23 protein-coding genes are annotated in these 26,891 nt (G+C 30.9%); 9 read left to right on the top strand and 14 right to left on the bottom strand.

Going from position 1 to position 26,891, the window contains the following annotated elements; all coding sequences use genetic code 11:
* Positions 1–96: 96 nt before the first annotated feature.
* The 4 genes from NNL09_RS20010 to NNL09_RS19995 form a co-directional block, all read right to left on the bottom strand.
* Positions 97–930: a DUF4249 family protein gene (locus NNL09_RS20010; protein WP_196910164.1), complete on the bottom strand. Its 834-nt coding sequence runs from the start codon at positions 928–930 to the stop codon at positions 97–99.
* 4 nt (positions 931–934) lie between these two features.
* The gene (locus NNL09_RS20005; RefSeq protein ID WP_196910165.1) at positions 935–3,580 is read right to left on the bottom strand and encodes a TonB-dependent receptor; all 2,646 of its coding nucleotides are present in this window, start codon (positions 3,578–3,580) and stop codon (positions 935–937) included.
* Positions 3,581–3,732: 152 nt separating this feature from the next.
* Positions 3,733–4,713 carry a FecR family protein gene (locus tag NNL09_RS20000; protein WP_196910166.1) on the bottom strand — a complete coding sequence of 327 codons (981 nt, stop codon included), beginning with the start codon at positions 4,711–4,713 and terminating at the stop codon, positions 3,733–3,735.
* A gap of 53 nt (positions 4,714–4,766) precedes the next feature.
* Positions 4,767–5,267 carry an RNA polymerase sigma factor gene (locus NNL09_RS19995; protein WP_025663848.1) on the bottom strand — a complete coding sequence of 167 codons (501 nt, stop codon included), beginning with the start codon at positions 5,265–5,267 and terminating at the stop codon, positions 4,767–4,769.
* 302 nt (positions 5,268–5,569) lie between these two features.
* Here NNL09_RS19995 and NNL09_RS19990 point away from each other — a divergent pair, with 302 nt between their 5' ends.
* The 4 genes from NNL09_RS19990 to NNL09_RS19975 are packed head-to-tail and all read left to right on the top strand — an operon-like array spanning position 5,570 to position 11,714.
* On the top strand, positions 5,570–6,454 hold the full coding sequence (locus NNL09_RS19990; RefSeq protein ID WP_196910167.1) for an ABC transporter ATP-binding protein: 885 nt from the start codon (positions 5,570–5,572) through the stop codon (positions 6,452–6,454).
* Between the two features lie 2 nt (positions 6,455–6,456).
* Positions 6,457–10,026, top strand: a complete 3,570-nt coding sequence (locus tag NNL09_RS19985) for a M1 family aminopeptidase (protein ID WP_196910168.1) — start codon at positions 6,457–6,459, stop codon at positions 10,024–10,026.
* Between the two features lie 12 nt (positions 10,027–10,038).
* Positions 10,039–11,028: a sensor histidine kinase gene (locus NNL09_RS19980; RefSeq protein WP_196910169.1), complete on the top strand. Its 990-nt coding sequence runs from the start codon at positions 10,039–10,041 to the stop codon at positions 11,026–11,028.
* Positions 11,025–11,714 carry a LytTR family DNA-binding domain-containing protein gene (locus tag NNL09_RS19975; protein WP_196910170.1) on the top strand — a complete coding sequence of 230 codons (690 nt, stop codon included), beginning with the start codon at positions 11,025–11,027 and terminating at the stop codon, positions 11,712–11,714. Before NNL09_RS19980 ends, NNL09_RS19975 begins: the two co-directional genes overlap by 4 nt.
* Before the next feature lie 71 nt (positions 11,715–11,785).
* Here the strand turns inward: NNL09_RS19975 and NNL09_RS19970 are convergent, their stop codons facing one another.
* Positions 11,786–12,892 carry a hypothetical protein gene (locus tag NNL09_RS19970; protein ID WP_025663843.1) on the bottom strand — a complete coding sequence of 369 codons (1,107 nt, stop codon included), beginning with the start codon at positions 12,890–12,892 and terminating at the stop codon, positions 11,786–11,788.
* Positions 12,893–13,013: 121 nt separating this feature from the next.
* Here NNL09_RS19970 and NNL09_RS19965 point away from each other — a divergent pair, with 121 nt between their 5' ends.
* The gene (locus NNL09_RS19965) at positions 13,014–14,285 is read left to right on the top strand and encodes a hypothetical protein (protein WP_196910171.1); all 1,272 of its coding nucleotides are present in this window, start codon (positions 13,014–13,016) and stop codon (positions 14,283–14,285) included.
* A gap of 114 nt (positions 14,286–14,399) precedes the next feature.
* Positions 14,400–14,726 carry a hypothetical protein gene (locus NNL09_RS19960; RefSeq protein ID WP_196910172.1) on the top strand — a complete coding sequence of 109 codons (327 nt, stop codon included), beginning with the start codon at positions 14,400–14,402 and terminating at the stop codon, positions 14,724–14,726.
* On the opposite strand, the gene NNL09_RS19955 is transcribed toward NNL09_RS19960, so the two are convergent.
* The 4 genes from NNL09_RS19955 to NNL09_RS19940 form a co-directional block, all read right to left on the bottom strand.
* Complete coding sequence (locus NNL09_RS19955; RefSeq protein ID WP_196910173.1) at positions 14,723–15,133, bottom strand: Lrp/AsnC family transcriptional regulator; 411 nt, start codon at positions 15,131–15,133, stop codon at positions 14,723–14,725. The genes NNL09_RS19960 and NNL09_RS19955 overlap by 4 nt on opposite strands.
* Positions 15,134–15,159: 26 nt before the next feature.
* Entirely contained in the window at positions 15,160–15,729 is a 570-nt protein-coding gene (locus NNL09_RS19950) for a hypothetical protein (RefSeq protein WP_025663841.1), read from the bottom strand.
* An 83-nt stretch (positions 15,730–15,812) separates the two neighbouring features.
* Positions 15,813–19,388, bottom strand: a complete 3,576-nt coding sequence (locus NNL09_RS19945) for a M1 family aminopeptidase (RefSeq protein ID WP_196910174.1) — start codon at positions 19,386–19,388, stop codon at positions 15,813–15,815.
* Positions 19,389–19,391: 3 nt separating this feature from the next.
* Positions 19,392–20,279: an ABC transporter ATP-binding protein gene (locus NNL09_RS19940; protein ID WP_196910175.1), complete on the bottom strand. Its 888-nt coding sequence runs from the start codon at positions 20,277–20,279 to the stop codon at positions 19,392–19,394.
* 211 nt (positions 20,280–20,490) lie between these two features.
* Here NNL09_RS19940 and NNL09_RS19935 point away from each other — a divergent pair, with 211 nt between their 5' ends.
* Both NNL09_RS19935 and NNL09_RS19930 read left to right on the top strand, forming a co-directional pair.
* Positions 20,491–21,618, top strand: a complete 1,128-nt coding sequence (locus NNL09_RS19935) for a sensor histidine kinase (protein WP_025663838.1) — start codon at positions 20,491–20,493, stop codon at positions 21,616–21,618.
* A complete protein-coding gene (locus tag NNL09_RS19930; RefSeq protein ID WP_196910176.1) occupies positions 21,615–22,328 on the top strand; it encodes a LytTR family DNA-binding domain-containing protein in 714 nt (237 codons plus the stop codon). The genes NNL09_RS19935 and NNL09_RS19930 overlap by 4 nt, the downstream gene beginning before the upstream one ends.
* A 66-nt stretch (positions 22,329–22,394) precedes the next feature.
* On the opposite strand, the gene NNL09_RS19925 is transcribed toward NNL09_RS19930, so the two are convergent.
* From NNL09_RS19925 to NNL09_RS19915, 3 genes are all read right to left on the bottom strand, one after another.
* The gene (locus NNL09_RS19925) at positions 22,395–23,000 is read right to left on the bottom strand and encodes a class I SAM-dependent methyltransferase (protein WP_196910177.1); all 606 of its coding nucleotides are present in this window, start codon (positions 22,998–23,000) and stop codon (positions 22,395–22,397) included.
* On the bottom strand, positions 22,958–23,518 hold the full coding sequence (locus NNL09_RS19920; protein ID WP_025663835.1) for a TVP38/TMEM64 family protein: 561 nt from the start codon (positions 23,516–23,518) through the stop codon (positions 22,958–22,960). Before NNL09_RS19920 ends, NNL09_RS19925 begins: the two co-directional genes overlap by 43 nt.
* A gap of 186 nt (positions 23,519–23,704) precedes the next feature.
* Positions 23,705–24,055, bottom strand: coding sequence for a hypothetical protein (locus tag NNL09_RS19915; protein WP_025663834.1), 351 nt, complete (start codon positions 24,053–24,055; stop codon positions 23,705–23,707).
* A gap of 103 nt (positions 24,056–24,158) precedes the next feature.
* Between NNL09_RS19915 and NNL09_RS19910 the strand changes: the two genes are divergently transcribed.
* Entirely contained in the window at positions 24,159–24,380 is a 222-nt protein-coding gene (locus tag NNL09_RS19910) for a hypothetical protein (protein WP_025663833.1), read from the top strand.
* A 183-nt stretch (positions 24,381–24,563) separates the two neighbouring features.
* Here NNL09_RS19910 and NNL09_RS19905 read toward each other — a convergent pair whose 3' ends face one another.
* Together NNL09_RS19905 and NNL09_RS19900 are read right to left on the bottom strand one after the other, a co-directional pair.
* Positions 24,564–25,895, bottom strand: a complete 1,332-nt coding sequence (locus NNL09_RS19905; protein ID WP_196910178.1) for a S41 family peptidase — start codon at positions 25,893–25,895, stop codon at positions 24,564–24,566.
* Between the two features lie 105 nt (positions 25,896–26,000).
* On the bottom strand, positions 26,001–26,789 hold the full coding sequence (locus NNL09_RS19900) for a helix-turn-helix domain-containing protein (protein WP_196910179.1): 789 nt from the start codon (positions 26,787–26,789) through the stop codon (positions 26,001–26,003).
* Positions 26,790–26,891 lie beyond the last annotated feature (102 nt).

The raw sequence follows: 26,891 nt of genomic DNA, 5'->3' as shown, positions 1-26,891 counted from the left end.
GGGAGAATTGTACGTTCCTCCCGTATTATAAAATTTAGATATTAGAATCATTTCAAGCAAACCATCATTCTAGTTGGCTTCATTTATATAGATTAACTAAAATGATATCTCTTGATAGCTAAAACTAAACACTCCAAAAAAACCTAATGCTTTTCTATCTGTTGTTGTATTTCTAATATTCCCTATTAAATTTATAGGAGGTTTTGAAAATATTAAAAAAGGTTCTGTGGTTTCTGGGTCTCCAAAATCTACTTGATTTTCGTATTGTTCATGGGCAGCCACATAATACTCGTAGGTGTGAAAATTTAAATTTAAAAGACTCACCGTTAAAATATCTCCTCCACTAGTTAGAGTTTCTATAAATGCATTTTCATTTCCATTAAAAAGAATATCATTAGATAATTCGAATACTTCGGAAATAAGGCTTCCATTATTATAAAAGGAAAAGTGAACCTGATAAAAATTGGTTTCATTTCCTGGATCACTAAAAATTACTCTCGGATAACCATTTACTTTACTTATAGTTTTGATTTGTACTGGTTCTTTTAATGGCTCGTGAACAGACTCATAAGTAGTTCCGTCGGCAAGTATAACTTCAATCCAATACTTGTTTCCAATAAGACCAATCACTGCATCAGTACTTAAATATACTCCTTCAGACACCTGAAAATCATCAGTAACAAGTCTAACAGTACCGTCAGAATCTTCGGTATATAGAAATACAGAGGCATCATTAATAGGATCCAGGGTGGTATTATTAACCGGAACTGTTCTTTGAATGGTGATTTTTATGTTATCTGTATTATTGATAAGGTATCCATAGATAAAAACCTGTGGTTCAAACTCTGCATCTAACGGTGTTTCTTTAAGGCAACTTAATATAGGGATAAAACAAAGGATGATTACTATAATTCGATATAATGATTTCATAGTCTTAAAATTTAAAATTGTACGTGATAAAGGGTACAGGTGCACCAATTAGATAAAAATCATAGGATCTTAATCGATTATTTTTAAATATCGAAAAAGATGAAAAAGCATTTTTACGTGCATACAGATTATAGAGCCCAAAAGACCAACTACCTTTCCACTTTTTATTAGGTTTTTTTGGAGTATATGTAAATGAAATATCCATTCTATGCGTACTGGGCAACCTATATGCATTTCTATCTGAATAGGTTAAATACGGATTGTTATCAAAAATAAATCGCCCTGTAGGTTTTGTTATAGGTCTTCCTGATTGATATGTAAAAAATAGTCCAACATTCCACTTTGACCCTATTGTATAATCGGTAGTAATATTAAAAACATGTGGTCGATCATAATTTGATGGGTAATATCTACTATCATTAATATTATCTGAAGAAAAAATACTGGTCGTTTTTCTTTTGGTAACAGAATAGGTATAATTAATACTTCCTCTTAATTTTCCTGTATTTTTATAAATTCCAAATTCTGTTCCGTAAGAATACCCTTTTGCAGGTAACAACTGTGTTTCTATATTTTCATTTAATAATAAATTTGCACCATTTTTATACTCTACTATGTTTTTGAAGGTTTTATAATACCCTTCGACAGTAAAATTATAGTGTTTATTTTGTGTATCATATGCATATCCGGCAGAAATCTGATTTACTTCTAAAGGTTTTATATGTACTCCCGATAGTTTCCATACATCGAAAGGAAAAGCTGCAGTTGTATTTGATATATAATGAATGTATTGAAACATCCTGTTGTACCCTAATTTTAATGCTTTATTATTTTTTAAATTATATTTTAACGAAATTCGAGGTTCAAAACCAGTATAACTTTTAATAAGCTTTCCTTTTTTATACTCACGAGTATCTATAATGGTAGTTACATTTTGCGGAACCCCGGGGCTGTACACCGCAACTTTGTTATATCCAAAATTACCAAACCAGGAATACCGTAATCCGGTACTAAATGAAAATTTTTTCCATTTTTTTTCATATTCTATATATGGTGCAACTTCTACCCCTTTTTCTGTTTCGAGATTTATAGTGTTGATACCAATATCGTCACTGGTAGCCTTTGCCGGAGTAAAACGATATAGTGTACCATTTATTCCAAATCTCATTTTCGTACTAGGATTGAGATAATAAGTAAAATCTGGTTTTATGATAAAATTTTCAATAGAAGATTTCCATTTTATACTACTATTGGTCTCTAAAGGCCCTCCATCTGTACTTTTTAATTTATAATTGTACTGGCTATATATTCCAGAAACATTCATAAATAGTTTGTTAGAGAATATGTGATTCCAACGTAATGTAGCTGTAGCATTTTTCCAGCTAAAATCTGTTTTGTCATCCGGCTCTTTACCTTCTGGAATAACTTCTCCTTCAAAAAGTAGTTTCATGACATCGGCCCCAAAATAACCTGATAGAAACAATGTATTATTTTTATTAATTTTCCAGCTAAGTTTAGAACTCAGATCATAAAAGAAAACTTTTTGATCTTTTACTTCTCCTCCTATAATTGGAAAAAACGCATCAAAATAAGATCTACGACCAGAAACCAAAAAGCTTAGTTTTTCCTTTTTTATTGGCCCTTCTAGCGTAAGCCTCGAAAACAATAGCCCTAGTCCTCCTTCTCCTTTAAAAGTTTTAGTATTTCCATCCCGTTGTCTAATCTCTAAAACAGAAGATGCTCTCCCTCCAAAACGTGCAGGAATCCCCCCTTTATATAATTTCATTTCTTTAATCGCATCTGTATTAAATCCCGAAAACAATCCAAATACATGAGTTGGATTATAAATTGGTGCCTCATCTAATAGCACTAGATTTTGATCTATATTACCTCCTCTAACATTAATTCCCGAAGCGCCTTCTCCAATCGTATTTACACCAGGAAGGGTTAATAATGCTCTCATGATATCTGGTTCTCCCAAAAAAGCTGGTAATCGTTTAATTTCTGAACCTTTTAGCGTAGAGATACCAGATGCAATTGTATTTACCTGGCTTTTATTTTCATTATTAGCAGTAATCGTTACTTCATCTAATTCATTCGAAGATGGTTCTAGCTGAATATCGAGTTTTGTATTCTTGGTTAATTCTAGGTTTATCTCTTTTAGAGTATATCCCAAATATGAAATTTGGAAACTATAACTACCTTCGGGAAAGGTTATAGAATAAAAGCCATATTCATTTGTAGAAACCCCTTTGTCGCTATCTTTTATATAGACACTGGCTCCAGGTAGCGTTTCGCCTGTTGCAGCATCTTTAACAGTTCCACTTAGGGTATACTTATTTTTTTGTTGAGGGCGATTAGAAAGTATAATAAAACTATTCTTCACCAAATATTTGATCGAGGTAGTTTGCAATAATTCATTAAGTGTTTTAGTAACATCTTTATCAATTACTTCAATATCAAGTTTTTGTGATACGTTAATTTCATCATTATTATAAATAAAACTATATGAAGTTTGTTTCTCTATTTGTTTTAATATGGTTTCTAATTGAGTATTCTCGAGATTTAATGTAACCTTATCCTGAGAAAAGCCATTGATAGCCATGAGTTGTAAACAACCTAGTAAATAAAGAGAAAAGGATAATTTCATTAATAAAATACTTTTTTTGCCAGGGTTTTTTACCTGCCAAGACAGAACGAACTGTTTTATTTTCATAAATTTGAATGTTGTTAATTATTACTGATTTCGCGATTAGAATACTATTGACACATCGGTGGGAAAATGGCAGTTTTCCCACTTTTTTATTTTATTACCCACTCATTTGCTTTTGTATTATATTCATATTTAAAATTTTTTGAAGCTTTCAATACTTCCAGAATGTCATTAATTGGTAAATCCTGATCAAAGGATCCGGTAAATTTTGAATGTGATATTTGTTCATTTTCAAAACGTATATTAACATTATGTTGAATTTTTAAATCATTAGCTATTTCTAAAAATGGTTTATTATTGAATTGTATTTTACCCTCTCTCCAGGCAATACTACTAATAGCATTACTGGATTTTGAAGCAAGTACGCGTCCATCATTCTTAAAAATCTTCACTTTATCATTTGGAAGCATTATAATGCTGTTTTTTAAATACTCCTTAGAGCTCATTTCGACTTTACCGGTTAATAATACGGTTTCTGTAAATGTATTTTTTGCATACGATTTTACATTAAAACTTGTTCCCAAAGCTTTTACGATAATATGATCTGGCGTCTCTACAGTAAAGGGGTGTTCTTTGTCTTTTGCTACCTCAAAAAAAGCTTCACCATCTAAAAATAGTGTTCTTGGAGATTTTGGATTGTAAGACAGCTTACTTGAAGAATTTAACCAAACTACAGAACCATCAGGAAGATGTATTTGTTCATGATCACTATACGCAGTCTCAATGCTTATAATATCATTTGCTATTATTATTTGATAGGTATACACGGCAGTTGATACCAAAATCGCTGCCATAGCTGCATATTTTATGATCTTTTTCCAACTAGAGTTTTTCCTTTCTTTATTTTCTATTGAATTAAAAAACTTTTGTTTGGCAACATTTGTTTCTAAATCACTATGCTTTGGGATTTTTTCGCCAGTGGCATTGTAAATATTCTGTATTTTATTAAATAGATTTTCATTGAAATCATCAGAATTCATCCACTCTTCTACCCTTTCATTTGTAGCTATATCTGCACTTTTCGAGATATATCCCCAAATGTCTACTTCTGTTATTTGATCCTGTTCCATAATAAGGTATTTTACTATAAGACGTTGGTCGCATAGTTACACCCTATCAAAAATTATAAATAATCTTGTAACCCTTGTCTAAATGCTGTTAAAGCCTTGGAAATATGAAGCTCTACTGTTTTTACAGAAATATTTTTTTGTAGAGCAATCTCCTGATAAGTAAATCCCTGGTCTCTTGATAATCTAAATATTTCTATCGTTTTGGGAGGAAGTGAAGCATAAATACTATCTATTTTTTGTGACAGCTCCCATTTATTATCTATGTTTTCTTGTATATCCCGGTTTAGTGAATATAAATTGGTATGTTTTTCCCGGGTTTTATGCTTTCTGCTATGATCAATTATCTTATTCTTTAAAGTGACAATAAGAAATGATTCTATCGAACGATCATTTGATTGAACTTGCTCTATTTTTTCCCAAAGCTTAATAAATGTTTCTTGTACTAATTCTTGAGAAAGATCTCTTTCTTTAACCACCTTAAAAGAATAATTGAAGAGTTTTTTGTAATGTTTATCAAATAAAATTGAAAACCTCTTTTTCTTTGATGATCTCATTAATTTATCTTCCTCCTAGTATTTAGATCGTTAATAATATACATCTTCAGTATCAAAAAACTACACTTTGATAGATAGTGGCTAATATATAAATAATACCCTATTACTTACCTATATTCATTTTTAATTGAATGCTTTATATCATTAAACATCTTTATTTCAAAACAATACAATATCATGTAATCATAAAACTATGTCTCTTTATATTGATTTTTCATCAACACTTAAAGGACGTTCATCAAAATAAATAGCAAGATATGGATGCTATAAGTAGGTTCGTACCATCAATTAAAACGAATCCTATGAATATTTTAAAAATTGAAAATCTATCTAAAACTTATTCCAACGGAGTAAAAGCATTACAGGATATCAACCTAACGATTACCAATGGTATGTTCGGGTTATTAGGTCCTAATGGGGCAGGAAAATCTTCACTAATACGTACTTTAGCTACACTACAAGAGCCTACTCATGGAAGCATATTATTTAATGATACACATAGTAGTAAAGAACCACAAATTATTCGAAACCAATTAGGATATCTACCTCAAGAATTTGGGGTATATCCCAAATTGTCAGCAATTCAACTATTAGATCATATAGCCATATTAAAAGGCATATTGAATAGCAAAGAACGTAAAGAACAGATAGAAGGGCTATTACATCAAACGAATCTATATACGGCACGTAAAAAGTCTGTAAAGACCTTCTCAGGAGGTATGCGTCAGCGATTTGGTATCGCACAAGCATTGCTAGGCAATCCCAAACTTATTATTGTAGACGAACCCACTGCAGGTTTAGATCCAGAGGAACGTAATCGTTTTCATAATTTACTAAGTGAAATAGGAGAACATAGAATTATCATTCTTTCTACCCACATTGTTGAAGATATTAAAAATCTATGCGCTCATATGGCAATTATGGGAGAAGGGAAGATACTAAAACAAGGCATTCCTTCAGAACTTATTACTCACTTAGAAGGTAAAATATGGTATAAGGTTGTCGCCAAAGAAAATGTTTTGGCTTTCAAAAATGCCTTTAATGTCTTATCAACTCGATTATTTGGTGGTAAAATAGAACTTCGCGTATTAGCAGATGATAGGCCAGAACAAGGATTTAAAGCTTCTAAACCAGATTTAGAAGATGTCTATTTTTCTACAATTAATAAACAATCAATACTATACTAATCATGACTACGAAATTACTTCAATTCGAATGGCGATATCATACTCGCCAAACTTCCTTCATACTATTTCTAGTATTGTTTATAGGATATGGTGTTCTTGCCATTACACAAGCTTTTCAATATTTAGAATTTAGCAACATGTATAACGATGCTTATAACCTAAGTTTTCTATCAGGTATTATTAGTATAGGTGTTGTATTTGCCAGTATATTTTTTTGTGTAAATGGATTACTTCGGGATACAACTTTTCATACCAAAGAAATAATTTTTAGTACCGGAATACAAAAACATAGCTTTTTAATCAATCGTTTTCTAGGCCTCTTTTTGATATCTCTTCTCATTGGTAGTAGTGCGTTATTAGGGGTCTTTATTGGAACAAACATTGCCAATCTAAATCCAGAGGCATTACACCATTTTGACATAAGTCATTATCTATGGCCCTGGTTAACAATTATAGTGCCTAATGCTTTTATCTGTACTGCTTTTCTATTCTCGGCGACACTTCTATCTCAAAAAGCAATAGTGACGTATATCACCGGACTCCTGCTTATTATTATTCATTGGATTTCGGGGTTCTATATTAATTCTCCTCTTGTTGGTGGCTCTATACTTTCTGATCCAGAGGTTTTAGAAATTGCGTCTTTAGTAGATCCAATAGGATTAAGTGCTTTTTTTGAACAAACTCAGTTCTTAACACCAATAGAAAAAAACGAAACTCTTATTTCACTATCAGGGCATTTTGTATGGAACAGAATTATTTGGATGTTTTTTGGCCTTGCATCTATACTAATATCATATCGGTTATTTCATTTCAGGAAACTAGATCAAAAAATAAAAAAACAAGCTATATCTATAGAAGGTACAACTAGTAATTCTACTTACACACCTGTAACTACTGTTTCAGATACATTAGCAGCTAGAATAGCACGCATTAGATCGATTGTAGTATTAGATACAAAAATGATAATTACAGGAATTCCTTTTCTTGTCATTATGCTATTATGGATTGCTATGATTGTACTGGCATTTAATAATAGCGTACGTAGTTTTGGGATTTACGGAAATCGTTACCCTACTACAGACCTGTTTATAGGTTTGATTCATGAAATCTTACCAATAATGGGATTGCTACTTATTGTTTTTTATACTGGTGAGGTGGTATGGAAATCAAGATCTAACAAGTTTCATGAGATTATTGAGGCAACACCTATAAAAAATAGTACATTTTTTATTTCTAAGTATATTACAATAGCTATAATCCCCATACTACTTATTTTAATATCAATATTTGTTGCAATAACATTTCAGCTTTCAAATGGTTATTACGATTTAGGATTAACTCATTATTTTTCGATGTTGTACTTCGGAGGGCTTCAGGTTTTATTATACACAATTTTTGCATTATTAATTCAAAATATAGTTTCTAACAAGTATTTAGGAATGGTAATTTCAGGAGGTATTATGTTATTATTTGGTCCCTTAAGCAATAGCATAGGATTAGAACATCCTTTGGTTCTTTTCAACAACCTACCCAGTATGGCCAGAGCATATTCTGATTTTAATGGATACGGACAATATGTTGTAAAATTTAACTGGTTATCCTTGTATTGGATCACTTTTGCAGGAGTAACGGCCCTATTCGGTTTTAAATTATGGAAAAGAGGAACCATTTCTACTATCAAAACATACACTAAAACGATATGGAATAAAAAAGAAAGAGTACTATTGATAGGCTTTGTTTTTCTATTCGTAACTATCGGTAGCTATATCTACTATAATACCAACATCATCAATGAATATGAAATAGCGGATGAAGCATATGATTTTAATGAGAAATATGAACGTGCTTATAAAAAATATGATCATCTGGTAGTACCAAAATTAGTTTCAGTACAAACAGCAGTAGATATTTTTCCAAATAAACATAAATATGAAGTAAAAGCTTCCTGTTTGATAACGAATACAAACACTCAACCGATAAAAGAAATCTTTATTACTGCACCGATACCATTAAAAAAACTATCTATAGAAAATAGCACACAAGTTTTTCATGATTCCATCATAGGGACCTACTTATTTAAACTTCATACTCCATTGCAACAGGGTTCGATCCTAAAAATGGAATATAATTTAACCAAAAGTTCTTCTGGGTTTAATATCGATAATAGTATTACAAATAATGGATCTTATATTAAAAGTCACCAATTTAGTCCTCATTTGGGTTATGTAAGCGAATACGAGATTAATCATGTTTATGAACGGGAGAAACGAGGATTACCTGTAAAAGAAAAACCAGTAGTTAATGACAATTATTTGCAAATCGGAGGGAAATTTAATTTTGAAAATATAGATTTTGAAGCCGTAGTCTCTACATCAAACGATCAATCTGTACTATGCTCTGGTGATTTAATAAGACACTGGAAATCGGATAATAAAAATTATTATCATTATAAATCTAAAGGTAAAATTAACAGTATGGTGGCGTATCATTCAGCTCGCTACAAAATTGAAAAAACAAACCACAAGGGCATCCAAATTGAATTATATTACCTCCCAGAGCATTACAGAAACATAGCAGAAATGATAAAAGTGGCTAAAGCAACTATTGATTATGCAACCGATAATTTTGGAAAATATCCTCATAAACATCTTCGTATCGGTGAAATGTCAATATTCGGAGGTGGTGGAGCCAATGGCCAGGCAATGCCAGGTGTAATTAGTATTAATGAAAAAGTTTTTAAAAGAGATGTTTCAAACCCACAGGACTTTAATGTAATTGCTAGAGTGATCATTCATGAAATAGCTCATCAATGGTGGGGAGGGCTACTTACACCAAAGCGAATTGATGGATTCATGGTACTATCAGAATCTCTAGCCAAATATTCTGAAACTGTAATTATGGAAAAATTATACGATAAAGCTATGGTTAGACAACTATCAGAGCATACGATAAAAAGATATTTTAGTGGTCGTTCTCATGCAACCGAAACAGAACCACCATTATACATAAGTCAGTTACAACAATACCTAGGATATAGTAAAGGAGCAATTGTTATGTCTGCGATAAAAGATCTTATAGGAGAATCCAATCTAAACATTGCGCTACAAAATATGATACACAAATACAGCCATAAGCCCATTGCAACAACACTTGATTTTCTTCAAGAGTTATATTCAGTCACTCCAAAAGAGTATCATACTTTAATAGATGATTGGATGAAACGTGTAATCACGTATGATTTGGGGATTAAGAGTACTTCTTATAAAAAACTTAATAATGGTACATACGAAATTACCATAGATATAAAAGCGCAACGCTTTGAAACGGATACTACTGGAAAAAAAATCACAATCAATATTAACGAACCTATTAAAATTGGAATATTTAAAAAACATCCTGAAGCCGTCAATAATAATAAAGATATCCTCTATTTAGAACCTCAACAGATCAATAAAAAAGAAATGGTTTTTAAAATTATTACCAAAGAAATACCAGTCTATATCGGCATCGATCCATATTACACCAGATTAGATAGAAATATGGCTGATAATATAATTTCTGTGAATCTTTAATATATTTGAATAATGACATTAAAAAAGAGATTTTATATTACAACCATTCTTGCAGTAATTCTGGCTACATTAAGCTTAATCTTTAAAGATAGTAATAGTGAATTACATATTTTTTTAAACTTTCTTACCGGTTTAGTGATTTCTTATATGATATTATTTCATCTATTCAAAACAGGTAAATTAAAAACAAATTGGCCTAATTCTACTATAAAAATAATTATATATATAGCTATAATCGGGCTGTTGATTTTCGGAATGAATATGGCCAATAGAATAGATGATGATCAAGAAAGTTTTTGGGTAGTTAATCATAATATATGGCTTACAGATCTATTTGGGATATTACTAGCACTATTGATTTTTTATACCATTTTTTCATGGGCATTTGAACAGTGGGCAAAAATACAGACCCTTAAAAATGATAAAGCCAAAGCAGAATTAGAACTTTTAAAAACTCAAATAAACCCTCATTTTTTCTTTAATACACTTAATAATTTATACTCATTAATTAAAAAAGACCCTGATACCGCACAAGAATATGTGCTTAAACTATCAGATATGATGCGATTTACTATTTATGATGGAAAAGAAGAAGCTGTTCATCTTGAAGAAGAAATTAAATATTTAACCAATTTTATTGAGCTACAAACAGCCAGGTATCATAAAGCAATCGATATTGATTTTAAACATAGTATTATTAATAAGGACTACCCTATCCCTCCGTTATTGTTTATTATCTTGTTAGAGAATTCCTTTAAACATGGGGTAGAAAAACTTGTAAATCAATCTTTTATACACATTGAGCTACTAGAAAACGACAGTCAAATACTATTTACTATCAAAAATAATTATGATCCCGAAACACATGTAAAGTCCAAAGGTATTGGTTTAGAAAATTTACAAGATCGCCTTAATTTACTTTACCCAAACGGTAAACATAAATTGACGATTAACAATCAAAATCAAGTATATTTTGTAGAATTAGAATTATACAAATCATGATCACTTACATAATAATAGACGACGAAACCGCTTCACACGATATTATTGAAGATTATAGCAGTAATTTACCCTATTTATCGCTTCAAAAGCATTGTTATAATGCTTTTGAGGCTATAGAGTACCTAAATCAGCATCAGGTAGATTTAGTATTTTTAGATATTAATATGCCTAAACTTACAGGTTTTGATTTTTTAAAAACATTATCTAATCCTCCTAAGATTATTGTAACTACTGCTTATAAAGAGTTTGCATTAGAAGGTTATGAACTTAATATTGATGATTATTTATTAAAACCATTTAGTTTTCAGCGATTTGTTACAGCAATACAAAAAGTGCAGGGAACATTGTCATTACATTCGCAAAACGTAAAAAATATCGATGATTCCAGTATTTTTTTAAAAGACAACAAAAAGCATTATCAGGTAAAATTAAAAGATCTTTTATTCTTAGAAGCTTATGGAAATTATGTAAAGGTATATTTAGAACATCAAATGATCATTACGCATCAAACCTTATCTTCTTTTGAAGAGATACTTTCTAAAAAAGATTTTATAAAGGTGCACAAATCATTTATTATTGCAAAGAGTAAAATAGAATTAATTGAAGGCAACCGAATAACAATTAAGGATCATAAAATTCCTGTGGGGAAAATATATAAGCCAAACATTAATAACTTACTTAGCTAAATTTTAATTATTATTCGGTCGCATCATCTCTATCAAAGATTCACAATCATAATTTTCATTACTAGATTGCTTTATTGTATTTTAATCCCATTTTGATCGGGAAATTTCCCTGTTACTAACCAGCCTCCAAAATCTTCAGAAACGGCCAATAGAAGTGTGTTTTCTCCTTTTTTAAGATTTAGATATATTGCATCAAACAATCCTACAGTACCCAAATATCTATAATCTCTAGAACGCCACCTATTTGTTCCTTTATAAATAGGCTTGCCGTTTAAAATAGCTACTACTCTATCGCTGTATCCAAATTCAAAAAGCTTTATTTGATCTTTGTTTGATGTAATTTTAATTTTTGCAAAAACAGTATTTCCGGGAGTTCCGTCAACCAAAACTACTTCTCTCGCAATGTTTGCAGCAGTACCTTCTTCTACCTGGATTGTTTTTCCCCATTTTCTAGATTGAATTACTTCATTTAGCTTCAATGGATTATTTACTAATTTTTCTTCAAACATATCAGACACTTGCCATTCTGAAATTAATCCTTCAATAGGTTTTCTTTTTATAGGCTTAAAATCTACTATTTCATATTTACTTTTATCAATTTTGAAATTCGCATAATGCATGGCCGCGGGACCCCCGCCTCCTATTGCAATCTGTCCTTCTTTGGGATCATGAACCAGATTCCACGATAGGTTTGGAGTTTCAGAATAGTCCAGGTATATCTGTGCTCTACGACCATTCACTACTATTTTTACATGGGTCCAATCATCATAATTATAGTCATATGCAAAAGAATATTTAGGTCCAAAATAAAGTTGCCACGGTGTTATACCATTAATAACAGGAGCAGCTTGATTGGCATCGGGTTTACCCGAAAGATGGGCTCGCAGGTAAAAAGATTCCATATTATTTCTATCAGAAGCTCTAAAACGAACACCAGGGAACCCTTGTCGGTTAGTAAGATATACATCAAACTCAATAGTACCATTCAAGAATTTAGTATCTTTTAAAAATGCTAAGCCACGCTGAATATAAATTGCATCTTTCCCTTTATAATTTTCTAAAACATAAGATTGGGCATTTATTTCCCAATGAATCGTATCTAAAGGAATTATATTTTGAGAATTCCCTTTTTGAATAAAAAAAATACTTACTATAGAGAATACAATATATCTAATCATGAGTTTCGTTTTTTGATTTCATTCAAAGTTCTAATGTATAGTATATAAAGTATAAACAAGTTGGTGCAAATCGGTTCAATGTTGTTCAAGTCGTAATTTTTGATGACTTTTGTTTGATATTATGAATACGTATCCAGAACATAAATTAGTACAAAAGTGTTTGCTCGAAATCGAGGAGAAACTCGAGTGGGGAAACTCTGATCAATGGCATAATGATGTATTTATCGAACTGAGTGATAGTATTCAGCAAAGCACAGGTATTCTCTTAAGTCCAACGACTCTAAAACGTGTTTGGGGTAAAGTAAATTATAAGAGTGCTCCTAGTATTAGTACATTAAACACACTTTCACAATTTGCTGGATATGCAAATTGGAGAGATTTCAAGAATAAAAAAGATGTCAAAAAACCGTCTTGGGTAGAGAAAAAAATAACTCAGAATCTAGGCGTTATTATGGTTTCTGCCTCGATTATGACTATTGTGTTTATTTCGTTTTATTCTATGATTGGAGCTAAAAAAGAGGAAGTAACCAATATTGATTCCTCAAAAATCATTTTTAGTAGTAGACCAATAACCGAAGGGTTACCAAATTCTGTAGTCTTTGATTTTGATTTAAATACGATTAAATCCGATAGTATATACATTCAACAATTCTGGGATGTTACAAAAACTATTAAAATAAAACCAGGACAAAAGAAAGCTACTGGTATTTATTATTTTCCAGGGTATTTTGGTGCCAGACTTCTGGTTGATGGGCAAATTATAAAAGAGCATGATTTGTTTATTACCTCAAATAATTGGATGGGCACTATAGATTATAAGCCTATCCCAAAATATGTCTCAAATACAGATATGTTTCGAGATAGATTATCTTTTTCAAATACTATCATTAATGAAATTAAGTCTACTACAGAACCTGTAGTCTCTACTTTTCACTTGGTAAAAGATTTTGGGGCTGTGTCTGGAGATAATATCAGGATCAAAACTTCTGTTCGTAACCTGTATAGGGAAAAATGGGCGGTTTGTCAAAAATTCAGAATAGTTATATTAGGTACCAATGGAGCTTTAATAGTACCATTTTCTATTCCGGGATGTGTTTCAGATATCAATGTAATGCTTAATGATGTGTACTTAAGAGGTAAAGAACATGATCTTTCTGCTTTTGGGGTAGATTTTTCTGATTTCAAAGCTATCGATATCAATATTATAGAAAAAAAATTGACTGTTTTTGTTGATGATAAGGAAATTTACTCGAGACAATACAATAAATCCATAGGGAAATTTGTAGGTATTCGTTACCGGTTTTTGGGTGCAGGGGAAATTAATCATCTAAATATTACTGAAAGTCCTGATGAAAAAACTATTATAAATCATGATTTCAATGCAAAAAATTAAATTTTGCGTATCATTTTAAAAAAAACAGGGTTTTAACTATTACCTATCAGTCTTTTAACTCTTTTATCTCAAAACCTTCCATTGTATATTTGGTCATAATAAATTTATAAAGTTATGGCACAATCATCTTTTCAAGTAAAAACATATTCATATTACAATTGGTCATCCCGAAGCTTAGGAAAAACCAATCTAATTTTAAAGGGAGCTGGTGGGGAAACCTGTTCTGTTTGGTTTAGAGAAGATCCTAATGCTGTATTACCAGTAGCAACAGTTTCTGGATCAAATTATAGCTTTTATTATCATTATGATCAATTACAACATTTAATAGATATGCTAAGAAATGAAAGCCCAATCTATGTTTATTTCAATAATGATAATGGATTCAATAATTCTAGGATTTCTACTGCTAATGAACCTGTTGGTGAAGGTGAAATGAGTTAAATATCAGATAAAATTAAATACGTTGTAGGATCACCATATCGTAGTAGTTTATCAATAAACTGTTGTAAGTGTAATTGATCAATTAATTTCACTTTCATAGAAATATTGTGTGCACCTGTAACACGGTGCGCTTCAACAATTTCTGGAAATTTATCTAATTCGCTACAAAACACATTCAGGTTTCCGCTAAACAATTTGAGCATTATAAGAACTTCAATACCAAAGCCTAGTTTTTTATTATCCAACTCTAGTCTATAGCCCTTTATTACGCCAAGGTCTTCTAATTTTTGAATACGCTCCCTAACTGAAGATGGAGAAAGCCCTATTTGTCGACCAATTTCAACATAAGATGCTCTCGAATTATCTTTAAGTCTATCAATAATTTTATGATCAATACTGTCCAACATAATACAATACTATATTTAAGAATGTATTAATTATCTTCCCACCCCCAAGGAGCATCTGGGTTTTTTACTGGTTTTGTGATATCCATTACAACTTTAAAAACACGAGGAGTTCCTAAACGTCTTAAGTTATAGGTAAAAGTTGTATCATCAATTGTAATCCACCAAATATTAGTAGAAGCCGCCGGGATCATTTTTTTAGTTTCTTCATCTGCAGGAAACACTTGTATACCTTGCTGCCCAACATTTGTTGTCTTGCCACCATATTGTGTTATTTTATCCTCAGAGCCATCCTCATGTCTATGATCATGTTTTAAAGTAATACGATCATTTTTATACGTTAACACCCAGGTTCTGGATCTATCATCTCCAACAAAAAAAGGTATTTTAATAACGTTATCACTACAATAACGCACATGCATCACTAATCGTTTACCGCCAAATTGCTTATCATCTACGGGTAGTTCTAGAGTGCCTTCAAATGATTTTCCGCATAAATTCTGTAATGAGTTCCAAAATTGATCAGCTTCATTTATATCCTGAGAGAAGGATGCTGTAAAGCAACCTAATAAAAAAATAAGGAAGTGTATTTTTTTCATAAATTCAATATAATAGAATTTTGAAAGTTATGAATTCTTTTTTTACACTCCCATTATTTTTCACCATATCATAAATTAATCATTTAAATACCTATGGGTTTCTTAGTATTATCAACATTATTTGCATCCAAACGGGTACCAAAAGGATCAATTGAGATATATTGTGGAATCTCATCTACAATAAGTTTAATCTGCATTTGATCTGTATTGATCTGATGAGGCTTTAAATATAGTATAGCATCTTGATGATCTATCGTACTTGGGTCTTTTGAAAACATCCCAATTTGAATAGGTTCATCTATTGAAATTGCTACCGCTTCTCCATTTTCTTTGGTTTCAAAACGTTTTGCCAAAACCTCTATAGTAACTTCGTATTTACCAGTATCGAGTACAGTAACCTTTGCATTTTCAATTTGTAAATCATATGTAATAATACGTTTAAACCAATCATCTATCAAAATATGGTACTTCTCTGGGGTAACCGCATAAAACTCGTTTAATAATTCTGTTGATGTAACTTTAGATTCCTTTTCATCTTTATATTTGATTGCCAATTTTCTAAGAGCTTCGTTCATATTCTGTTCTCCTATCAAATCTCTAAGTGCTAACAGGGACACATAGCTTTTTCCATAAAGCAAATAAGACTGCCCTTCTCCAATGTATAAAGGAGGTTCTGGATCGGTAGCATAAGAACGACCGGTAAAATATCTAGTATTAGCAGATTTACTTAATTGCCAAATTGCTTTTTTACCATAGTATTTTTCCATAATAACTGCTTCGGTATATTTGGTTAACCCTTCTGTGATTAATCCTCCTCCATCTACATTTTTAGGAGTAAGTATATGGCCCCACCATTGGTGTGCAACTTCATGAATAGTTCGTTTGGCTACAAGATCAAAATTGTCTGTATTACGATTATCTGTAAGGTATAATCGATTCTCTACCATTGCAATAGTTCCTGGTTGTGCTTGTCCTCCAAATCGCCAATGCCCTGGTATTTCTGCAATTCGTATGTGATCAAACTTATAATCTGTAAAGTGTTTTTGACAATAGTCTAAAGTTTGTTTAGTACTTTCTGAAATAGTATTGATATTATACTCATGTCCAGGATGATAATATTGTTCGATTTCTACTCCCTTATAGTTTTCTTTTTCGATCTTATAGGCTCCCGAATAGTAAGCTAAAAAGGGAATAATATCATGAGACGATTTATAATGGTAAAAGTTTCTATCGTTTTCTTCCCAGGTTTTTATTAATTCTCCTGTTGCTATAGCGGTCTGATCTTTTTGTGTAGACACAACAGTTTCATATGGTAATTTAACATGTGAAACATCAACAGCACTAAAATGGCTAGCATTGTTTTCATCCTCTATTTGTTTTGGTAACCCACGTTTTTCTCTTTCGAACGAATCTGTGATTTCAAAACTCGTAGTGTACCCCAAAATTGGTTCAAAATTACTATGCTGTATAAATGATCCATTATTGACCAAAATATTACTGGTTTCAAACCCTTTTTTTTGATAAGTTAATTCATAGGTATATTTTATTTGTTCTCCTGGAGCCAGAGGTTCTTCAAATTTAAAAATTCGAATATCATAAACACTATCGTGTTTTTCTAATATTGCATTTTCTATAGACATATTAGTAACCGGAACCCTCTCTGAAATAAAGATTTCTCGTAAACTATCTTTTCCTCTATTTTCGAGAATATAATCGGCTTTAATAGTATAGAAGTTCTCATCTGGATATATATCCATTTTGGTTTTTATTGCTACAGGAACGAGTTGTCTGGGGACATCATATTTTTTATATTTTTTTTCGTATGCCTCGCAAAAATCTAAGGTATCACCTACTGTAACATACTCATTTATTACATTTTTATTATAATAAATAGTTGCTCCTGAGGCCATAAAAAGTATTCCAAAAAAGACAAGTGTAGCAAGTTCCCATTTTTTCCAATGATATCGAAGTTGTTTTAATCTGAAAAGAAACTTGTGTATTGTACCTCGTTGCCATAATTTAAAAGATAACACTGTGAGCACTAAACCTAATGCAGTCCAATAAACAGCATAATAATGAAAAGGTTTAGTATAATCCCCATAACCTGTCATATTTGTATATTTTGTAGCAGGCAAACTCCCTATTCGAAGTAATGAATGTTCAATTCCTATAAATGAAGCCATAGAACTTCCAAAAAAGATAATAATCAATCCTGTAATTGCTATACCTGCATATTTACTGGGAGATAAACTTTGAATAAATAAGGCTAATAAAATGTAAAAGAGAAAACTCATCCCCAGGTAATAAAACATAGAGAGATATTGCCAAATTTCAAAAATATAATAGCCTTTTGTAATTTGAATCCCAATAGCGATAAGAATACTTATTGTGATCAATATAATTGGCAATAGAATAAGTGTTATGGCTTTTGATAAAAAAAATACCATATTCGAAGCTGGGGTAGCATCAATTATACCGTCAAATTGCAAGCTACGTTCGCGCCAAACTAATTCGCCACTATAAAATACAATTAGAAATAACCCCAAAAATGGTAACGGATCTTTAATTAACCAAATGAGTAAATCTGTTGTTGGATATAAACTATCATTATATGCCCCACCTTGATTAACTCTTGTATAAATTTCGGTAACAACAATAACAATCCAAATTAGTATAATAGCTATAAAGGGTAAACTCTTAAATACATTGGTAAGTTCGATTCTTAATAAAGATTTAAAACTTGCTATATGTGTTCTTACCGTAGTTGTTATAGTAGTAATGGGGTAATATGCTTTTTTTACTATTTCTTTTTCTTCTATAATTGCTACTCTTTTACTTTTTTGTTTTAATTTCTTAAATGAAAAATAGGTGTACGTTATTTTTAAAACTAGTAGTGATATTGAAATCCAGAGCACTCTGTTCCATAGAAAATTACCAGAAAAAGAAAGGAATCGTGTATTTTTTTCAAAAGGAGTCCAGTATTGAGTTTGCTCAAAAAAGGCAGAAAGTCCAAACGGATCTGCTAATGCAGCTATAATCAAATTTTCTGGAGAAGCAGGTGTTGCATTGACCAACAAGGGGGAGTTAAAAAAGATAGAGCAAATCCAGTATAGTGCATATATTAGAATTGCACTAATATATGTAGCGATATTATTTTTGCTAAATGCGCTAACCGAAAAAACAAATGCGGTACAAATAAAAACATTAGGTAAAACTATGAGCAACCATGTCGACAAATAATGAGTCACCTGAAAAGATCCCAGTCGTTCTGGATCTAAGTTAGGCATAAATGTTCCCAAAGCAAAACCGACTAAAGTCATCGAAAAAACAAGCAAACTAAATACAAATACTCCAAGAAATCGACTAAGAAAAAAATGAGATTTCTTTATTGGTGTGCTATAGATTATAGTTTCCATTCGATATTGCTTATCTCTTAGCATTCCACTAATGGCAAAAAACATAATAGCAAACATACACCCAAGTGATAATACGGCAATGTTATAACTAATCTGGTATCCAGAATTAAAATTTACTTTAGCCAAAGAAGAACCCTGACTTCCCAACATAAATCCAAAAAGAAGGAAAATAATGATGAAACCAATAAATGCCTTTTGTTTGAGTTGGTAGCTGGCTTCAAAACGTAATAAAGAAGATATCATAGCTTAGCTGTTTATAGGTTGATTATTAAATAATGTAGAGAAGTACACGCTTTCCAGATCTGGTTGCATAGTTTCAAATCCGTTTTCGGGAATGGTCTCGGCAAAAACCTGAATCTGTGTTTTCCCCGAAACTAGTCGTGTGGAGATTATATTAAACTGCTCTTTATAAAATTGAAGTTCTTCCTTTGTAATGGTTTTTGTCCAGACATTTCCAGCCAAGGCTTTCGTAAGCTCTATGGGATTGCCTTGTTTTATAATTTTTCCTTCTCCCATAATAGCCATATTTGCACATAAATCGCGAACATCTTCTACAATATGAGTCGATAGAATAACAATCACATTCTCTCCTATCTCGCTTAATAAATTCAAAAATCGGTTACGTTCCTCGGGGTCTAATCCTGCAGTAGGCTCGTCTACAATAATAAGTTGTGGATTACCCAATAACGCTTGAGCTACTCCAAAACGTTGCCGCATACCACCAGAAAATGTATGTACAGCTTTTTTACGATGTTGATATAAGTTTGTTTGTTGTAATAGCGCTTCTACCTGATCTTTACATTCGCTTTTATTAGATATTCCTTTTAAAATAGCAATATGATGAAGTAGATTTTGAGCACTAATCTTAGGATACACTCCAAACTCTTGAGGTAAATACCCTAAATGATTTCTAATTTCCTGAGGGTGGTTAACAATATCTTTGTCATTAAAGGTTATTTTACCCGATGTAGGTTCCTGTAATGAAGCAATTGTTCTCATTAAAGATGATTTTCCTGCTCCATTGGGCCCTAATAGGCCAAACATACCATTGGTAATGGTAAGAGAAACATTATCCAGAGCTCTTACTCCATTAGGATACGTTTTAGATAAATTTTGAATATGTAATCTGTTCATGGTTTGATTAATTAATGATTTCTAATACGAACCTATTCGGAAATGAGATCACTAACCAACTTTTATGACCACTACACTAAAAAAATCGATACAAACATCTATAATAGATACAAAGTAGGATTGATATAAAAAAGAAAGGTGTATATGCAAAAAAAAGTATCGTTCATCAAATTTATTGTCAAGACACTATAACATCTGTATTTTTGTAGATATGATTACATTTCTAAAAAAATATAAAGCTTTTGTAATTGGTTTTTTTGTGGTCTTCTTTACAATACTGTATTTAGAGCATATAGAGTTCATCAAAATTCCAGAAGATAATCATATAGAAGTTATTGTTATTTTTACATTTTGGTGGCTTGTTGCATCACTTCCTATTTATAAATTCAGGTATTTCAAAAAAAATAAAATTGTAGTATATAAAATACTTGGACTAATACTTTTACTCATAGTAGCCATTACGGTAGATAGTTATTGGAAAATCCCAGATAATCCTATTGTTATATTTCTAATTACATTGTTCTGGTTAGGTGTTTTTTATGTGTTATTTTCTTCATTTTTTAAAAAGTATAAGCTGCTCATTCTAGTAATCTATACCATCGCAATATCCTATTTCTTTTATGTTCGCTTGTTTTCTAAAAACTTAGACACTTATTTAAATGATGAAAAAGATATTGCATTCATTATTCTTACATTACCAATACCCATTCTAATCATGCTTTGGTTATTTGAACAATGGAAATGGCTAAAGACATTAAAAGCAGAAAAAGGGAAAGCCGAGTTGGCTTTATTAAAAAGCCAGGTAAATCCACATTTCTTTTTTAATACATTAAATAATTTATATGGCTTAACAGTCGAAAAATCTGATAGTGCTCCAGAAGTAGTTCTAAAACTATCCGATATGATGCGATATACTATTTATGAAGGTAAACAAGATGTTGTATTATTAAAAGATGAAATCAAATATTTAGAGAACTATATAGAATTACATAAAATACGGTATCAAAAAAAAGTGGTTATAACATTTGATTATACTTATGATAAAGATGATAAGGTTGCACCTTTGTTATTTATCATTTTGCTAGAAAATGCGTTTAAGCATGGCGTAGAACGATTAACAAAAGATGCTTATATTCATATTAACTTAACAACAGAAAACGATACCATTAAATTTTGTATCGAAAATAATTATGAAGAACCAAAAGAAACCGGTCAACATGGGATTGGATTGGATAATTTAAAAGACAGATTAAAACTTATTTATCCTCAAAAACATAAACTACTTATCAAAAAAAATAAAACCATTTACAAAACAACGTTAGAGATAGACACACAATGATACGATATATTATTATAGACGACGAACCTATTGCACATCGTATTATCGAGGGGTATTGCAATAATTTACCGCATTTAGAAAAAGCAGGTAATTGTTATGATGCTTTCGAGGCTATGCAAATGCTTAATAAAGAACAAGTAGATCTTATGTTTTTGGATGTTAATATGCCAAAATTATCGGGTTTTGAGTTCTTAAAAACACTATCTAATCCCCCTAAAATTATTGTTACAACAGCATATAAAGAGTTTGCTATCGAAGGATATGAACTAGATATCACAGATTATTTATTAAAACCTTTTTCTTTTGAACGGTTTGTAAAAGCTATTAATAAAACGATTAATACTGTTGTAAAAAATAATACAACCACTACGGCACCATCCCCTATTGCAAAACAAAGTCGTTTCTTTATTAAGGGCGATAAAAAATACCACCAAATAGCTACAGAAACAATTTTGTTTATTGAAGCATATGGAAATTATACCAAACTCTACCTTAATGATGATGATATAATTGTTAGCCATGAAAAAATATCATCTTTAGAAGAGCTTCTGTTAAAAGACAATTTTATAAGAGTTCATAAATCTTTTATTGTTGCTATCGATAAAATAAAAACTATCGAAGGAAATAGAATCTTGATCGATACACACAAAATACCTGTAGGTCAAACCTATAAGAGTAGTATATATAAACTCTATAGTTCTAATGGATAGAAATGTATTGTTTTTTTGAAATATGATTAGAGTATAATATGTATTACACTAAAAAATTAATGGTATTTAGTTTTTGCAATTATAAATAAACGCTGGCGGAATATTTTTAATACAAAGTGTTGTGCTTGTGTCTGTAAAATTGTTTTTTAAGAACTCTAAATCTTTTTTAGAATATTGATACTGAATTAGGCTTCCGCTATCTTTAAGTATAAATTTTACATCTTCAATTAATTGTTTTTTAAATGTGTGTTCAATATTTGCTAAAGGCAAACAAGACACTACAAAATCCACTTTGTTTTCAGAAAAAATAGTAGCCAAATTAGATACACATGTATTATGTATAGTTAAGCGCTCATCATTTATAGTCTTTAATATAGGTACAAACGAAAGGTTTATTTCAAAGGAATGTAAATAAGAATTCAATCCTATTTTATTTAAAATTTGTTTTGTTATAATTCCATCCCCAGCACCTAACTCAATCACTACCAAATCTTTATTCCTATCCAAAGGTTCAATAAGTTTATTTGCTAATGTTTTAGAACTTCGAAATAAACTCCCTGTTTGTTTTAGGTTTTTTAAAGCAGTAATTGTGAAAAGGTTTGACATGATTTTTTGATTATGATTGATTTTTAATTGATGATGAATGCGCTTCCAAAGATATAAATTGAACATAAAACTAATTCTCCCAATAAAATAGAAGCTATAAATACAGGGATTTTAATTTTAATTGCACCAGATAGATAACAAATTAAATCTGTAGGTACTACCGGTATAAAAGACCAAAGGATAATATATAAATACCCATTTTTACCCAATAACTTATTCTCTATAACATTAAACTTGGTATTATTTTTTTCAAATATCTTAGAAAAACCTAATGTATTCGAAAAAAAGTAGATTAATAATGATGATGCAAGAATTCCTATTAAAGAAATAATGAGTACCCAAACTAAATTATTAGGAAACAATAACACACCTGCAAAAATTAAAGGTGTACTGGGTAACAAAATGAAACCTCTTATCACATGTATTAGGAAATAAGCCATCCAAGCGTATCTATGAAACTGCCCTACAAAAGAAGCAATTTTTTCTTTTGTAAACAGGGTTGGATAAATAAAATATATCAACAAACACAAGGCAACGAGACCTATCCAGGTATACTTTATTATGTGTTGAAGTTTTGATGACATTTTGGTCGTTTAAAATATGACGAATATGTTCAAAAATAGTTACACATTAAATCGCTTATGTATAAAAAAATCTTATTACGTGTTGCAGATACTGGTATACTGTAGAGTTCATAAAAAAAAAGAAGCCACAAAATGTGGCTTCTTTTTTTATCAAAATAGGTAAGTTCAGGGGTTACTGATTAATTCTTAATCACCTGCTAAGAGCACATAAGAACTCGTTACAGGAGAGATACTATAATCTTTTACATTTTTTATATTCTTTAGGTGCTTATCTGCTTCTTCAAAAGCAGTTTGTAATGCACTTAGGCGTGAGTTTTTACTCACCACAATCGTCTTCGATATTGTATTACCATTAACATATTCAATCGTCATTTTCCATTTTTTCAGAGAATGGACATTTTTATTTTTTGATGTCTTCTCATCAACTTCTTTCTTACGCTCTGTTTTTTCTTTTTTATCAGTAGTAGGCTCTGTTTTAGAAGGAGTTGCATTTCCTATAGATACGCAAAATAGTACTGTTGCAAATAAAAGTTTCATAGTTCGATGATTTGAATTTGTATGCTACGAATATACAAACATATTTTTAATAATCAAATATTTTTTTAATAAAAATTTATTTGATTAATCAAATGTTATATGTATGTTTGTAATTATGATTAATAAGAAATTAAAAAGGCTCCTTAAAAAAAGTAAAGGAGCCAAAACGGTATACGGTATATCTAAAGCTTTAGGAGTTAGTCCTCAGGCAGGAGATTATGTGGTTAAGCGAAAAGATCTGGTAAAAGATTTTGAGCGGCTAAAGAAAATTGCCGATTATATGGGAGTAGAAATAAAAGATATTATTGACTATAAAGAGAACTAATTTCATTTTTTCTCCTCTTCTATATTGGTAAATCCATACTTAAAATTTAATTAAGTATTGAATGCAACGTCTGGTTTAGATATAAAAAATGCCAAATAAGCTCTAAAAAAATAGAGCTTATTTGGCATTTTGTTAGTGATTTTAGAGTTCACTTTAAAATCACATATCTATTATTTCATATACCTATTGCGACTTAATTCTTTTTAGCATTCCTCTTGCATTTTCTCCTACTCCTCCTTTTGGATCCATTTCAATTGCTTTCTCATAATATTCAATTGCTTTTTCTTTGTTTTCTAGTCCCAAATAACTTTCAGCAAGACTATCCCAGGCATTGGCAGAATCTGGAAATAACTGAGTATTAGATTCTAAAATAATTAAAGCTGTTTGTGGATTATTGTTTTGTAAATAATAATACCCCATTGCATTAATTTCACTTTCATTTATCATACCGGTTTGGGTTAATAAAACAAGTTGTTTGTAAATATCATTTTTAGACTCTTGGCTTGTTGTCTTATTTTTCTCTATAACTGTAAGAGTTTTTTCTAAGGGTTCAAAAAATGAATCTTTATATATTACAGCTTGTACTGATGCTAGTTTTTTTGCTTTTTCTAAAGCTTTACTTGCAGATATTTTTATATCAGGTTGCACCCCAACACCTTCCCAATTGGTCTTAGTAACCGGATTTATTGTTCTTGCAAAAGGGATTGCAATCCTAAATCCATTTGGTAGAGAGAAACCTCTGGTTGGGTGTGCTCCCCCTCCCGTAACTTCTCCTATTACAGTGGCTCTACCTCTACTTTGCATAGTGTATGAAAAATCTTCGGCACCAGAAAATGTATAATCACTGGTAAGTATATAAACAGGTACTTTAGGTCTTTTTATCCCTTTCACATCTGCCACCCATAATTCTTCGGTATGATCATTGGCACGAGAATAAATAGTATTTAACAATAACTTCTCATTAAAGAAGTAACTCGATAAATAATTTACCGTAGTTGGGCTTCCGCCACCATTTCTTCTCATATCTATAATTATAGCATCTGCAACAAGCATATCATTCATTACCTGATCTATTTTTGCCAAATGTTCCTCAGAACCACCAAAAAAAGCAAGGTCGATATAACCGATATTAGATTTCATAAGTTTAAATCCCCTTAGCATAGGAGGTCTATATCTAGATAAGTTCTGTATGAAAGAAGCTTTTGTATCTTTTTTTGATTGTTCTGGTGGCCTGGGAGATAAAAACCGTAGATGCTTGTCTTTTGTGATTTTTCGTAATTCCTGGGTGAGTGTTTTGGCAAAATCTTTGGGAGATTGATTATCAAAAAAACCTTTTTCCATCAATGCATCCAAATGAGCATTGGTTTCTTTTGCTTTATCTAAGAAGATATAGTTTTTTTCTAATAATTTTTGCGCTTCTTTGATGATTTCATTATTAGATTGAGCAAAAAAAGATGTTGTAATGAAAAGAAATGCGATTACTATTTTACTTTTCTGTAATACTGTTTGTTTCATGAAAGCTGAATTATTAATTATTGGCAAGTGATTTTTACCTAGTGTAAATTAATAAAGAAAAATCCATGAAAAATAGGATGAAATTAACCTCTAGAGCACATTTCTCTATATTCGCCTAAATTCATTGGGTTTGAACCCTGTACAAAGTTTAAAGGTTTTAGAAAAGTGACTTTGGTCAGAAAAGCCACAGAGGAATGTAATTTCGGTAAGAGGTTTGTTTGTATGTTTTAAAAACAAAATTGCTTTTTCTATTTTAATCCTACGCATATACTCTCCCAATGTACAATTAAAATATTTTGAAAAATACCTAGAAATTGTAACCGGATGTATCTGTACTTTTTCTGATAACTCCTTTAGGCTAATAAATTCATCCCATCTATCGCATAACAACTCTCGAATAGTATCGACCCATATAGGTTTATAATCGGTCATCTTATTATATCCCGAAAATAATGTAAGTAATGACGAATGAATCGAATCTGAAGAAGATGCATCATCGATCTTTAATTCCTTATATATTTTTAATAGTTGAAACTGAACTGCAGTATTTTTAAGAATCGAAGTCCTAAAATCTGAAGTTGGCAGTTCATTTTTCATAAAAAAAGAATCATCGATTTCTATATTTAAATTCTCAGACGGAAATGCCGTATGCCTATTACGATGTACCTCTAGCTTATCATACAACACAATATTTCCCGGAAAAATTTGAATATCCTTTCCCTTTCGAGATTCTAAGTTACCGCCTTGCAAAACCAAAGAAAGGTGATATTTTTCATGAGAATGCCAATCTTCTGAAACCGGTTTATGGTATTTCACCATAGAAATATCATAATTTCTAAAAGAAAAATGTTCTGTTGTTGTTCCTAAAAATTCTTTAGTTTTTAATGCAATCATAATGTACCACTAAAAAAAGAAACTTTCTTTCCAAAAGATCAAATTCATGAATTATATAAAAACAAAAATAATGCCATTAAAATAGTTTAAAAAATTACAATT

The organism is Aquimarina sp. EL_43, from assembly GCF_943422735.1.
Taxonomy (GTDB): Bacteria; Bacteroidota; Bacteroidia; order Flavobacteriales; family Flavobacteriaceae; genus Aquimarina; species Aquimarina megaterium.
Note: the sequence above shows the minus strand (reverse complement) of the source record. Positions and strands in the feature narration are given on the sequence as shown.